General features: G+C 61.7%; 12 protein-coding genes. 6 read left to right on the forward strand and 6 right to left on the reverse strand.

Going from position 1 to position 13,232, the window contains the following annotated elements; genetic code table 11:
* Positions 1-6: 6 nt before the first annotated feature.
* A complete protein-coding gene (locus K3J57_RS02260; RefSeq protein WP_259793781.1) occupies positions 7-2,790 on the reverse strand; it encodes a [protein-PII] uridylyltransferase in 2,784 nt (927 codons plus the stop codon).
* On the reverse strand, positions 2,777-3,952 hold the full coding sequence (locus tag K3J57_RS02265) for a penicillin-binding protein activator (protein ID WP_259786190.1): 1,176 nt from the start codon (positions 3,950-3,952) through the stop codon (positions 2,777-2,779). The genes K3J57_RS02260 and K3J57_RS02265 overlap by 14 nt, the downstream gene beginning before the upstream one ends.
* On the opposite strand from K3J57_RS02265, the gene rsmI reads away from it, so the two are divergent.
* The 4 genes from rsmI to K3J57_RS02285 all read left to right on the forward strand — a co-directional run bounded on the left by rsmI (position 3,951) and on the right by K3J57_RS02285 (position 7,266).
* Positions 3,951-4,898, forward strand: a complete 948-nt coding sequence (rsmI, locus tag K3J57_RS02270; RefSeq protein WP_259793785.1) for a 16S rRNA (cytidine(1402)-2'-O)-methyltransferase — start codon at positions 3,951-3,953, stop codon at positions 4,896-4,898. The two genes, K3J57_RS02265 and rsmI, sit on opposite strands and share 2 nt — an antisense overlap.
* Entirely contained in the window at positions 4,895-5,248 is a 354-nt protein-coding gene (locus K3J57_RS02275) for a YraN family protein (RefSeq protein ID WP_259786192.1), read from the forward strand. Before rsmI ends, K3J57_RS02275 begins: the two co-directional genes overlap by 4 nt.
* 100 nt (positions 5,249-5,348) lie before the next feature.
* Complete coding sequence (gene gshB, locus K3J57_RS02280) at positions 5,349-6,296, forward strand: glutathione synthase (RefSeq protein WP_259794829.1); 948 nt, start codon at positions 5,349-5,351, stop codon at positions 6,294-6,296.
* A gap of 16 nt (positions 6,297-6,312) precedes the next feature.
* Entirely contained in the window at positions 6,313-7,266 is a 954-nt protein-coding gene (locus tag K3J57_RS02285) for an alpha/beta hydrolase fold domain-containing protein (RefSeq protein WP_259796909.1), read from the forward strand.
* On the opposite strand, the gene K3J57_RS02290 is transcribed toward K3J57_RS02285, so the two are convergent.
* The 4 genes from K3J57_RS02290 to cobU all read right to left on the reverse strand — a co-directional run bounded on the left by K3J57_RS02290 (position 7,236) and on the right by cobU (position 10,983).
* Complete coding sequence (locus K3J57_RS02290; protein ID WP_259793790.1) at positions 7,236-8,750, reverse strand: YifB family Mg chelatase-like AAA ATPase; 1,515 nt, start codon at positions 8,748-8,750, stop codon at positions 7,236-7,238. The genes K3J57_RS02285 and K3J57_RS02290 overlap by 31 nt on opposite strands.
* A gap of 157 nt (positions 8,751-8,907) precedes the next feature.
* Positions 8,908-9,783: a glutathione S-transferase gene (locus tag K3J57_RS02295; protein ID WP_259794830.1), complete on the reverse strand. Its 876-nt coding sequence runs from the start codon at positions 9,781-9,783 to the stop codon at positions 8,908-8,910.
* A 67-nt stretch (positions 9,784-9,850) separates the two neighbouring features.
* Entirely contained in the window at positions 9,851-10,423 is a 573-nt protein-coding gene (locus K3J57_RS02300; RefSeq protein ID WP_259797721.1) for a histidine phosphatase family protein, read from the reverse strand.
* On the reverse strand, positions 10,420-10,983 hold the full coding sequence (gene cobU, locus K3J57_RS02305) for a bifunctional adenosylcobinamide kinase/adenosylcobinamide-phosphate guanylyltransferase (RefSeq protein WP_259796912.1): 564 nt from the start codon (positions 10,981-10,983) through the stop codon (positions 10,420-10,422). Before cobU ends, K3J57_RS02300 begins: the two co-directional genes overlap by 4 nt.
* Before the next feature lie 112 nt (positions 10,984-11,095).
* Here cobU and K3J57_RS02310 point away from each other — a divergent pair, with 112 nt between their 5' ends.
* Together K3J57_RS02310 and coaBC are read left to right on the forward strand one after the other, a co-directional pair.
* On the forward strand, positions 11,096-11,848 hold the full coding sequence (locus K3J57_RS02310; RefSeq protein WP_259796914.1) for a ChaN family lipoprotein: 753 nt from the start codon (positions 11,096-11,098) through the stop codon (positions 11,846-11,848).
* Positions 11,849-11,986: 138 nt separating this feature from the next.
* Positions 11,987-13,186, forward strand: coding sequence for a bifunctional phosphopantothenoylcysteine decarboxylase/phosphopantothenate--cysteine ligase CoaBC (gene coaBC / locus K3J57_RS02315; protein WP_259796917.1), 1,200 nt, complete (start codon positions 11,987-11,989; stop codon positions 13,184-13,186).
* The last annotated feature ends 46 nt before the right edge of the window (positions 13,187-13,232 follow it).

Genomic DNA, 13,232 nt, shown 5'->3' on the forward strand with positions numbered 1-13,232 from the left:
CCGGTCTCATGATTGTGCCCGCTCAGCCGCGCGTTCGATCGCCTCGCGCAGTCGTTTCTCCAAGGTTTGCTGCTTGCTTTCCGCGTGGAATTTCAGCCCGAACATGTCTTTGACATAGAAGCTGTCGACCACCTGTTCCCCATAGGTCGCGATCACGGCCGAGGCGATATAGACGTTGGAATTGGCGAGGGTCCGGGTGAGGTCGTAAAGCAGTCCGGGCCGGTCGCGCGTATCCACTTCGATGATCGTGTAGATCTCGGACCCCTCATTGTCGAAGGTGATTGTCGTGGGCACCTTGAAGGCGCGTTCCCGCTTCTTGATCTTGTCGCGCCCGGCTATGGCTTCGGTTGCCACGACCTCGCCTTTCAGCACCTTGTCGACCATTTTGCTCAGCCGCGCCTTTTTCGAGACGTCAAACGGGCCGCCATCGGCATCCTGCACCCAGAAACAGGCGGTGGCATAGCCATCATTTGAGGTATAGGTGCGCGCATCCACGATATTGGCGCCCACCAGCGTCAAGGCACCGGCAAGGCGTGAAAAGATCCCCGGATGATCCGCCAAAACGTAATAGACCCGGGTCACATCCCGGTCGTGATCCGGTTCCAGCTCAACCCGCACCTCGTCATCGCCAATCCCCCGCAGCATCTTGGCAAACACCGTATGAGCGGTGACATGCAGCCCCTGCCAATAGGCGTCATAATGACGTTTGGTCTCGCGCTTGAGGTCCTTTGGATCCCAATCCGACAGCGCCTCGCGCAGGGCCCGTTTGGCTTCGGCCCCACGGTTCTCGCGGCTCAGCTCTTCCATCCCGCCTTCCAGCACCCGGTGGGTCTGGTTGTAAAGAGTGCGGATCAGCGTGGCTTTCCAGTTGTTCCAGGTGTCCGGGCCAACGCCGCGAATGTCGCAGACCGTCAGGACGGTCAGCAGGTTCAGGCGCCGGACCGACCGCACCGCCTTGGCAAAGTCGCGCACCGTGCGCGGGTCGGCAATGTCGCGTTTCTGCGCCATATCGGACATGAGAAGGTGATAGCGCACCAGCCATTCCACCGTTTCGCATTCCTTGGCGGTCAGCCCCAGACGGGGGGCCACTTTGCGGGCAATCTGTGCGCCCAGCACGGAATGGTCCTGCGGGCGCCCCTTGCCGATATCATGCAGCAGCATTGCCACCATCAGCGTCTTGCGGTTGACGCCTTTGTTGATGATTTCCGAACTGATCGGAAGCTCGTTTTCCAGCTCGTGGCGTTCGATCCGGGCGAAGTTGGAGATCACCTGAATGGTGTGTTCGTCCACCGTATAGGAATGATACATGTTGAACTGCATCATCGCCACGATCGGTTCAAACTCCGGGATGAACGCCGCCAGCACGCCCAGCTCGTTCATGCGTCGCAACGCGCGTTCGGGGTTTCCGTGTTTCAACAGAAGGTCGAGGAAAATCCGGGTGGCTTCCTTGTCGGCGCGCATCTCGTCGTCGATCAGGTGCAGGTTGGCTGACACCAGCCGCATCGCGTCCGGATGGATCAGCATGCCGGTGCGCAGCCCCTCTTCGAACAGGCGCAACAGGTTCAGCTTGTCGGACAGGAAGCTGACGGGTTTGGCCACATCCAGCCGCCCCTGATTGACGACAAACCCGGATTTGACCTTTTTGCGCCGTTTCAGAAACCGCATCAGGGCGGGCTCCTGCTTCAGGTGCTGCGCCTCAAGCGCGGTCAGGAAGATGCGGGTCAGCTCCCCCACCTGGGTGGCGTGGCGGAAATAGGTCTGCATGAAATGCTCAACCCCGCGCCGGCCATCCTTGTCCCGAAACCCAAGCCGGTCGGCAATCTCGACCTGCAGATCAAAGGTGATCTGTTCGGTGGGGCGTCCGGTCAGAAGGTGCAGCTGGCAGCGGGTGGCCCAGAGGAACTCATCCGCGCTGCGAAACGTGTCATATTCCTCTTCCGTGAAAACACCCAGCCCGACAAGATCGGACGTGTCCACAACCCGGTGCTGATATTTCGCAACCCAGTAAAGCGTCTGCAGATCGCGCAGCCCGCCCTTGCCCTCTTTCACATTGGGTTCCACAACGTAACGCTGTCCGCCCTGTTTCTTGTGACGGGCGTCACGCTCGGCAAGCTTGCCTTCGATGAATTCCGGCAAAGTGCCCTTGAAAAGTTCCGACCAGAGGCGGTCGGTCAATTCACCTGCCAGCGCCGCGTCGCCACAGATGGCGCGCTGTTCCAGCAGGGCGGTGCGGATGGTGATATCTTCGCGCCCCAGCCGCAGGCAGTCGTCGATGGTGCGGGCGGAATGGCCCACTTTCAGGCGCAGGTCCCACAGCATGTAAAGCATGCTTTCGATCACGCTTTCGGCCCAGGCGGTGATTTTGTAGGGCGTCAGGAACAACAGATCCACGTCGGATTGCGGCGCCATCTCGCCGCGGCCATAGCCGCCCACCGCGCAGACCGCCATACGTTCCGATGCGGTGGGGGTTTGCAGCCGGTGCAGCACTTCGGTGGCCACGCGGAACACGGTGCGCACGATCCCGTCGGTCAGGTGAGCGTAAGAGGCGGTGGCGGCATAGGCGGCAAAGGGGGTTTTTTCCAACGCCGCCGCAATGGATTTCCTGCCGTCCTTCATCGCGACACGCAGCGCGGCAACGGTCAGCTTGCGCCGATCGGCATCGTCTTTTGCCTCCTCCAGCGCAGGAACAAGATCATCCCACAGCGCCGCCGCGTCAAAAATCGCGGCGGGCGGGCAGATCAACTGATCTGTCTGGGCATATGGCAGGGCAGCGGGCTCAGAAACCAGCACCGGCAAAACTTCTCGGTGCAGGGTCGATGACCACAACTTGGTTGTTCTGGATCTGGGCCACTGCCAGACCCCGCTCATTGGTGCCATCGCCACGCAGGCGGAAGATGCCGTTGACCCCTGCAAACCCCTGTGCCTGTGTCAGTGCGGTTGAGGTGAGCGCGTTGGCTTTGCCTGATTTGGCCAGGGCACCAATGGCGGCAATACCGTCATAAGCCAGCCCGGCAATCGGGTGCGGAGGGGCGCCGTATTTGGCCTGATAGCGGGCGCGGAACTGATTGTTCAGGGCCGGGTCGGGAATGGCAAACCAGCCGCCCTGCAGGCCGGGTAGGCTCAGGGCATTGGACGGGATGTCCCAACGCTGCAGCCCGATCAGCTGCACGCTGCCCGCCGCCACACCGTTTTCAGGCAGCAGTCCGGCAAGGAAGGGCAGGGCGCCAGAGGTGCCCGAGGTCAGGAACAGGGATTGTGCACCCGAGGATTTCACCTCGCGGCTGATGCCCGGGATCGCGTTCACGATCCCATTCTGCGACAGCTCAAATCCGCGAACGCCAGCCAGGGTCGCCCCTTTGGCAGCGATGGCGTTCTGAATGGCGCGGCTGCCATCGGTTTCGGCGCCATCATTGCCATGCACTACCATGATCCGGCCCTTGCCCTGCGTCTTGGCATAGCTCACCAGTCGGTTGGCGGTGTTGTTGAACGTGTTGCCCAGCACAAAGACATTGCCGCCAGCGATGGACGGGTTGTTCGAGAAGCTCAGAACGTTCACGTTCCGTCTGGCCACGGCAAGCCCCGCCGCGTTGGCATTTTTCGCAAATACCGGCCCCAGCAGGATCTTGGCCCCGTCATTCACGGCCTGCACCGCCACGCGGGCAGCCTGATCCGGGTTGCCGGCCGTGTTGTAGACGCGCAGATCAATCGTCACACCCGAAAGCTCCGACATCGCAAGGCGGGCCGCATTCTCCAGCGAACTGGCCAACACCGTGTCCGTGGATGACCCCGATCCCCCAGGCACCAGCAGAGCCACCGGCACGGGTTTCGACGGATTGATCCGTTGTCCCCCCCCGTTTGACGTATCAATGGTACAAGCGGTCAGAAAAATGGCTGAAGCAATTGAAATCGCGACCCCGGCTGACTTGCGGGCGCGCTGGAAAACAGCGAACATGAAACATCCTCTCCCGGATACAAGCTGGACGGTCCTGCCGCCCATTGCAGACGCCGACATAATAATCACCTTGCTCGATAGGTCCAGTGTGAAACCCGAAATCTCTCCCCTTGATGCAGGCCTCTACCTGGTGGCAACGCCCATCGGAAATGCCCGCGATATTACCCTGCGCGCCCTTGATATCCTGGCCTCTGCCGATGTGATCGCGGCAGAAGACACCCGCACTGCGCGTAAGCTCATGGATATTCACGCAATTCCGGTCAGGGGCCGCCCGATGATCCCCTATCACGATCACTCCGGGCAAAATGGCCGGGACGGGATTCGCAAGCTGATCGCAGAAGGGCGCTCGGTCGCTTATGTCAGTGAAGCCGGTACGCCACTTGTTGCCGATCCGGGCTATGCGCTGGCGCGTGATGTGGCCCAGGACGAAGGGCTGGTGACAGCTGCGCCCGGGGCGTCTGCCGTTTTGACGGCGCTTAGCCTTTCCTCGCTTCCCTCAGACAGGTTTCTTTTTGCGGGCTTTCCGCCAGCGGCCAAAGGGGCGCGTAAAACCTGGTTGTCCGACCTGTTGATCACCGAGGCCACAATTGTCCTTTACGAAAGCCCCAAACGGATCAACCGGCTGTTAATGGATTTGTGTTCTCTTAAAGCGGGTCATCGCCCCGCCGCCATTTGCCGTGAGCTGACAAAACGATTTGAAGAGGTCTTGCGTGGCAATGTGCAGGAACTGTCCGAAACACTTGAGGATCGCACCTTGAAAGGTGAGATCGTTCTGGTCATCGGGCATGTCGCCGCGGCACCGGGGGAAGAGACGCTGGAACAGGCTTTGAGAAGAGCAATGAAAGATATGTCGAAAAAAGATGCGGTCGCTTTTGTCACGGAAGCTTTGGGCCTTCCGCGGCGAAAGGTATATCAGGCGGCGTTGGAACTGGAGAGTGAGGAATGAGCGGAAAAACCTCCTACCTGGCGGGGATTGCAGCGGAAAATGCCGTGAGTGTGGATTATACGCAAAAGGGGCATGATATCGCTGCGCGCCGTTGGCGTGGAAAGGGGGGAGAGATTGATCTGGTTGCAAAGAATGGGGACGGTTTCATTTTCATCGAAGTCAAGAAGGCCCGGGATTTTGCTCGTGCTGCCGAAAGGCTGACAAAGCGGCAACTGTTTCGGATTTACAATGCTGCAAGTGAATTTGTGGCTCAGCAGCCAAAAGGGATGCTGACACCAATTCGAATTGACGTGGCCCTGGTCAACCAATTCGGCGAACGCAAGATTATTGAAAACGTCTCGGCCTATTAACTCAGGCCAGCGGGATGAAGGGAATTTGCAGGGCGCCCCATTGATCTCCTGCAGCGGCTGCTCCATTTAGGACAAAACGCATAAGGAGCCGCCCATGTCATTGAAAGTTGCCCTTCAGATGGACCCGATCGATCGGGTGGATATTGACGCCGACAGCACGTTTCGCATTGCAGAAGAGGCGCAGAAGCGTGGGCATGAGTTGTTTTTCTACACGCCTGAGCATCTGAGCTTCCGGGAAGGGCGGGTGATGGCTCGTGGCCATCGGATCACATTGCGCCGGGAATATGGCAATCACGTCACCATGGCGCCGGTCGAGGATGTCGATCTTGCCGATTGGGATGTGGTCTGGCTGCGCCAGGATCCTCCTTTCGACATGGGGTACATCACCTCCACCCATATCCTTGATATGATCCATCCGCAGACCTTGGTGGTCAATGATCCCTTCTGGGTGCGCAACTATCCGGAAAAACTGTTGGTTTTGCAGTTTCCTGACCTGACACCGCCCACGATGATTGCACGTGACTTCGAGACGTTGAAATCATTCAAGGACAGGCATGGCGACATCATCCTGAAACCCCTTTACGGAAACGGCGGTGCCGGGGTTTTCCGCCTTGACCACAATGATCGCAACCTTGCATCGTTGCATGAGCTGTTCACCGGTATCAATCGCGAACCGCTGATTGCGCAGAAATTCCTGCCGGATGTATCCAATGGTGACAAGCGTATTATCCTGGTGGATGGTGAGCCGGTTGGGGCCATCAACCGTGTGCCTGCCGAAGGGGAAACCCGCTCGAATATGCATGTCGGCGGCCGCCCCGAAAAGATCGGCCTGACCGAGCGCGACCGCGAAATCTGTGCCGCGATCGGCCCGTTGTTGCGGGAAAAAGGCCAGATCTTCGTCGGCATCGACGTGATCGGCGACTATCTGACCGAGATCAACGTGACCTCCCCCACCGGCATTCAGGAACTGGAGCGGTTCGACGGCACCAACACGGCGGAAAAGATCTGGCAAGCGATTGAGGACAGGATTGAGGCCAGGATCGGCTGATCGTCGTGGACATAACATGAGCCGCCGTCTCCTCTGGCTGAACCGCAGTCTGCGATGGACCGTCAAGCCTGTCCTGCGTCGGATGGGCCAGCCGGCCCGCATGCGCTGGGCACTGGATTTCGGAACAGAGCTTCTGTTTCGTCCGCCCCCGCAGACACAACGTTGGCCAGAGACGATTGCAGGCATTCCCTGCCTCTGGGTCACAAATCGTGCCCAGACCCATCCACCAGAACCCGAACGGGTGCTGCTCTATCTGCATGGTGGGGGGTATATTGCCGGCTCGCCCAAAGCCTATACCCACCTGCTTGCCCGCTTGGCACGGCTGACCCGCCTGCAGGTTTGCGCCCCCAACTATCGCAAAGCCCCCGAAGCCCCCAGCCCGGCGGCGTTCGAGGATGCGGTGGCGGCGTTCGACGGGCTGGTTGCAAAAGGATATGCCCCTGAAAACATCACCATAGGGGGTGACAGTGCAGGCGGCGGCCTTGCGCTTGCGCTTCTCGCGCATCTTAACGCGCAAGGTATTGTTCCTGCGTCTGTTTTTGCATTTTCACCTTTTACGGATGCAAGCTTTTCGGGCGGTTCGATGCATGAGAACGCCACCCGCGACCCGTTGCTGCCGCCTGCCCGCAAGGATCAGGTGGCGGACTGGATCCTCGCAGGCATGTCCCCGCAAGATCCGCGCATCTCCCCACTTTTTGCCAGCTTCAGATCACCCTTGCCGCCCGTGTTCCTGCAGGTCTCCGACACGGAAATCCTGCGCGATGACACAGTGCGGATGGCGGAAAAACTGCGGGCCGCGGGGGGGCGTGTCACTGTGGATCTCTGGCCTGATCCGCCCCATGTCTGGGTGTTCTTTTCCCGGCTCCTGCCGGAAGCGCGAGAGGCCCTGCGCCGGGTGGCAGCTTTTGTCTCGGCTCAGGAGGGCGCTGTGCGGGCTGATCAGGAGGTTGAGGCAATCGACAACCGATAGCTCGCCGCTTCCGCCACATGGTGGCGGGCAACCTGATCGCTCCCCTCAAGATCGGCAATGGTGCGTGCCACGCGCAGGATCCGGTGATAGCCGCGTGCCGACAGGCCGAACCGGTCGGCGGCCTTGATCAGAAGCGCGCGCCCCTCCGCATCCGGCTGGGCAACCTGGTCGAGAAGATCTCCGCTGATATCTGCATTCACCCGCACCTGAGCGTGGTCTCGATACCTCTCCTCCTGCAAAGCGCGGGCACGGGTGACGCGCCCTGCAACATCGGCCGAACCTTCCCCATCCGGGGGCAGATCCAGATGCTGCATCTCAACGCGTGGCACGTCCACACGCAGGTCAAACCGGTCCAGAAGCGGCCCTGATAGCCGCCCAAGATAGTCATCTCCGCAGCCGGGCGCTCTGGGGCAGGCCAGATTGGCGTCGCCCAGTTGTCCGCATTTGCAGGGGTTTGCAGCAGCGATCAGCAGGAATTTGCACGGGTAGGTAATATGGGCATTGGCGCGGGCGACCATGACCTCTCCGGTTTCGATCGGTTGGCGCAGGGTTTCCAGCGTTTGGCGGTTGAACTCGGGCAATTCGTCCAGAAACAGGACGCCGTTATGGGCAAGGCTGACCTCTCCCGGACCCGCGCCGCGCCCGCCGCCGACAATGGCGGCCATTGATGCGGTGTGATGGGGATCACGATATGGGCGGGTGCGGGAAATACCCCCTTCCTGCAGCAGGCCCGCAAGCGAATGCACCATCGAGGTTTCCAGGGCTTCGGTGGGGGAGAGCGGCGGCAGGATCGTGGGCAGGCGCGCGGCAAGCATGGACTTTCCTGAGCCGGGCGGGCCGATCATCAGCATGTGGTGGCGCCCCGCAGCCGCAATTTCGAGCGCGCGTTTGGCGCGGGCCTGCCCCCTGACATCGCGCAGATCCTTGCCGCCCTGCGGTGTCTGCAATGTGCCCGGGTCAGAGGGGGGCAGGGGGGATTGTCCGGTGAAGTGCTGGATCAGGGCAGTCAGCGTGGCGGGGGCCAGAACTTTGGTGGCACCAACCCAGGCTGCTTCCGGTCCGCACGGGCGGGGGCAGATCAGTGTCCGGTCCTCTTCGGCGGCGGCCATGGCTGCGGGGAGGGCGCCAATCACGGGCAGGAGCGCACCGTCGAGCGACAATTCACCCAGTGAAATGGTGCCTGCCACCTCCTCTTTCGGCAAGATGTCGATGGCGGCAAGCAGGGCAAGGGCGATGGGCAGGTCGAAATGCGACCCGATCTTTGGCAGGTCGGCGGGAGAGAGGTTGATGGTGACGCGCTGGGCGGGCAGGGCGATGGACAGGGCTGACAGGGCGGCGCGCACCCGTTCTTTCGCTTCGGACACGGCTTTATCGGGCAGGCCGACGATGGAAAAGCCGGGCAGGCCAGGGGTCAGGGCGCATTGCACCTCGACCGGGCGGGCGCGAATGCCTTCGAAGGCGACGGTATAGGCGTGGGCGACCATGATGTTTCCAACCCTGAGAAGATTGGAATGACGCTATCGTAATCTTGGTGAAGAAAAGGTTAACGTGACCTGTTTCACGGCAATTGAGCGGGCAAGGGGCGCTGCCCCTCGCCTCTTCGAGGCTCACCCCGAGGTATTTGAAGCAAGAAAAAGGGGGTCAGGTGGTTTCCGCCACCATGGTCATGAAAGCGGGCCAGGCTTCGGGATCGTTCAGGGTCTTGTCCCGGCAGGTCGGGTTGCAAAAGCCCCAGATCTTACCCTCCATCTCCAGAAAATCGGTGACTGGATCGCCTGAGTAGGGGCAGTGGTGGTTGAGCGACGGGCCGTTGCTTGGGCGGGCGGCGCGGGGAGCTGGGCCAGGCCAGTCTGCCAGTGGGCGTCCGTCGATATAAGGCACCGGGTCATAGGAGATGGTCAATCCGAGGGCCCGCCAGCGGCGGAAGGACAGATCGGCGAGGTGGAGATCCACATAGGCCTGCGCTTCATCACTGACCGACAGGCCAAACCCGGCAATCCGTGCGGCCACCGGGGCAAAGAACACGTCCGCCAGGGAATACGCGCCGAACAGCCAGGGCCCGTCCGTGCCGTGGCGGCTGCGCGCCAGTGACCAGAGCTGTTCGAGCCGGTCGAGATCAGCCATGACAGCCTCTGACGCGGTGAAATCCGTGACCAATCCCAGCAGTTGCATCGGGCAATCGGTTCTGAGGGCGCCAAAGCCGGAATGCATTTCGGCCACCATCCAGCGGGCAAGCGCCCGTGCCGCGGGGTCTTCTGGCCACAGGCCTGCCTCGGGGTGGCGCTCATGCAGGGTCTCCGCCATTGCCAGCGTATCGCCCACCACAACCCCATCGGGGCAACGCATGGCAGGCACAAACCGGGCAGGGGCAAGGGGGGCCAGGTCATCTTGCAACGTCCCGGAATACAGCCCTACCCGTGTTGTGTTCACGGGTAGGTCGAATTTATCAAACATCAGCCAGCCCCGCAGGGACCAGCTGGAAAAGCTGCGATCGCCAATGAAAAGGTCGTAAGTCATATTGTCCATGCGGGCAGCATGGCGGCGTCGGGGGAGGTGCGCAAATGGAGATTTGTGACGGACCCCATCAGGGCAGGTGATTGATGGCGCCCACAGACCAGCCGCCTCCGTCCCAGTCGAGCCGTGTGGCGGACAGGTTGTCAATCTTATGGCCAAGCGCCTGATAGGGGGTCATCCGGCCTGCCATGGCGATCTGGGTCAGGATCACGCCGAAATGGGCCACCGCGATGATATGGCGATGCTGACCGTTCAGTTGCGCGACCACGCCACTGACCCGTGCCGCCAATTGGTTCCAGCTTTCGCCGTCGGGGGCGGCCACGTCACCGGGCTCTTCCCAGAAGCGGCGGGCCAGTTCTGGGTCCCGGGCAGACATATCGCTCCAGTGCATACCGTCCCACAGGCCGAAATCAAATTCGCGCAGGTTGCGATCATGCGGCAGGCGTGATCGCTGTCCCTGCAGGGCGTTGGCCGTATCAACCGCCCGGATCAGGTCGGATGAGATCACCGCGGCATCGGATGGAAGGTGGTCGGACAAGCGCCGGATCGCTGCGGTGTCGGACAGGTCCGCGGGCAGATCGCGCCATCCCACCATGTTCCTGGTATGGGTTGGTCCATGGCGCACCCACCACCAGCTTGTCACCGGCATTGGGGCACCTCGGGCAAGCTCCCTTTGAGGGCAAAGGGGAGGCCGGCCATCACCCCCACCACCAGATCGGACCTTGCGGCAAGGCGCTGGTTCAGCTCTCCCTGGGCCTGGCGAAACTGGCGGGCAAGCCTGTTTTCGGGCACAATCCCCGCGCCCACCTCGTTTGAGACCACCACCACGGGGGCGGCGCAGCTGGCCAGGGCGGAAAACAGCGCCGCCTCGGCCGGGGACAGGTCGGGATGATCCGGATCGGGCTGGGCAAACAGCTGGTTTGACAGCCACATGGTGGCGCAGTCGAACAGCACCACCTCGTTGTGGTTCGCATCGGCGAGGGCCAGCGACACGTCGCCCGGCGCTTCGATCGTGCGCCAGCCCGCCCCGCGCCGGTCCTGATGCCGGGCAATCTTCGCCTCCATCTCGCCATCAAAGGCCTGGGCGGTGGCAATATAGACCATTGGTCGTGCGGTTGCCGCGACAAGATGCTCCGCATAGTGTGACTTGCCCGAGGCCGCGCCACCCAATACCAAGGTCAGAGGGGGAAGTGTGATGCTCATGCCTCCAGATAACAAACCCGACGGCCCGGGACCAGCCGAGATGCGACGCTTTCCCATTGGGCCGCGATCAGCCGGAGCGGAATTCATGCGGTTTCTAATCTTGTTTGCTTTTATGTGGCCGCAATTGGCCCTGGCGCAGGCGGGGGGCAAGGTGATGCAGGCCTCGGATGTGGTGATCCTGGGCGAGGTGCATGATAATCCCACCCATCACGAGGCGCAGGCGCGATTTGTGCGGGCGATCTCGCCCTCGGCGCTTGTGGTTGAGATGCTGACCCCGGAACAGGCGGAAGAGTTGAAGGCGGATCCCGAGGGGTATCGGGACCGCTGGAACGCGTCCGGCTGGCCGGATTACGACCTGTATCTGCCGGTGTTTACGGCGGCGGATGTGCCGCTCTTTGGGGCGGCCGTGCCGCGGGAAGTGGCGCGGCAGGTTTACACGGATGGGGGTGCTGCGCATTTCAGCGGGGATGCCAGCGCCTATGGGTTGACCGCCCCCCTGCCGGACGATCAGCAGGCTGCGCGGCTGGATCTGCAGTTTGCCGCCCATTGCGAAGCGATGCCGCGCGCCGCCCTTGGGGGCATGATCGAAATGCAGCGTCTGCGGGATGCAACGCTGGCCAAGGCGGCCATTGACGCGTTTGAAGCCCATGGTGGTCCGGTGGTGGTGATCACTGGCAATGGTCATGCGCGTAAGGATTGGGGGGTGCCCAGCTATCTGGCACGCCTGCGCCCGGATCTGGCGGTGTTCAGCCTTGGGCAGGGTGAGGATGGCGGCACGCCGGAAGGGGGTTTTGACCTCGTGCTGGATGCGCCCGCTGCGCAACGGCCGGACCCGTGCCTGCAATTTGGCAAAAGCGCGCAATGATCGCGTGAATGGAAGCGGAGAACTGAGCCGAGCCACCGACCCGTCCATTAAAGCGGACCATTGAACCCGGGGGCGCAACCGCTTAACACTTTGGGGAAATCACCTGAAAGGTGAAAGATCGACCGAAAGGGTGACGCCATGCTGGCAGGCAAACATATCCTCCTGATCATTGGTGGCGGTATCGCGGCCTTCAAATCGCTGGACCTGATCCGCCGGCTGCGCGAACGCGGCGCGGAGGTGACACCGGTGATCACGCGGGCGGGGCAGGAATTTGTAACCCCGCTGTCGGCCTCTGGTCTGGCCGCGCGCAAGGTCTATACCGAGCTTTTTGACCTGACGGACGAGGCCGAAATGGGCCATATCGAACTGTCGCGGGCGGCGGACCTGCTGGTGGTGGCCCCGGCGACGGCGGACCTGCTGGGCAAGATGGCGGGGGGGCTGGCCAATGATTTGGCGTCGACGCTCCTGATGGCGACCGACAAACCCGTTCTGGTGGCCCCCGCGATGAATGTGCGGATGTGGGAACATCCCGCCTGTCAACGCAATGTGGCGACACTGATCGGGGATGGGGTGCGGTTTGCCGGCCCCAATGAAGGGCCGATGGCCTGCGGTGAGTTTGGCCCCGGTCGCATGGCGGAACCGCTGGAGATTGTCGCGGCCATCGAGGCCGCTCTGAAAGATGGACCCCTCAAAGGCAAACATGTGCTGGTGACATCCGGTCCCACCCATGAGCCAATTGATCCGGTGCGCTATATCGCCAACCGCTCCTCCGGGGCGCAGGGCACCGCCATTGCCAAAGCCCTGTCGGCACTGGGGGCAGAGGTGACCTTTGTCACCGGGCCCGCCGATGTGCCGCCGCCCGATGGGGTGCGCGTGGTCAGGGTGCAATCTGCGCAGGAAATGCTTGAGGCGGTCGAGACGGGCCTGCCTGCGGATGCTGCCGTGTTTGCAGCAGCGGTTGCGGACTGGCGTGTGGCTTCGGCCAGTGACAGCAAGATCAAGAAGGATGGAAAAGGGTCGCTTCCGGTTTTGGAATTTGCGGAAAACCCGGACATCCTCAAGACCGTGAGCCGGATGGAAACAGGGCGCCCGTCGCTGGTGGTGGGGTTTGCCGCCGAGACGGATGATGTGATTTCCAATGCCACCGCGAAGCGTGTGCGCAAAGGCTGTGACTGGATTGTGGCCAATGATGTCAGCCCGGAGACGGGCATAATGGGCGGGGCGGAAAACGCCGTGACGCTGATTTCTGATACGGGAGCCGAGGCCTGGCCGCGTATGGGCAAGAATGAGGTTGCCCGCCAGCTGGCACTGCGGATTGCCGAGGCGTTGACGCAATAGAATTCTGGCCTCCGGCGGGGATATTTTTGGCAAGAGGAAAAGGGCG

Origin of the sequence: Aliiroseovarius crassostreae (assembly GCF_025137635.1) — a bacterium.
Taxonomy (GTDB): domain Bacteria; phylum Pseudomonadota; class Alphaproteobacteria; order Rhodobacterales; family Rhodobacteraceae; genus Aliiroseovarius; species Aliiroseovarius crassostreae.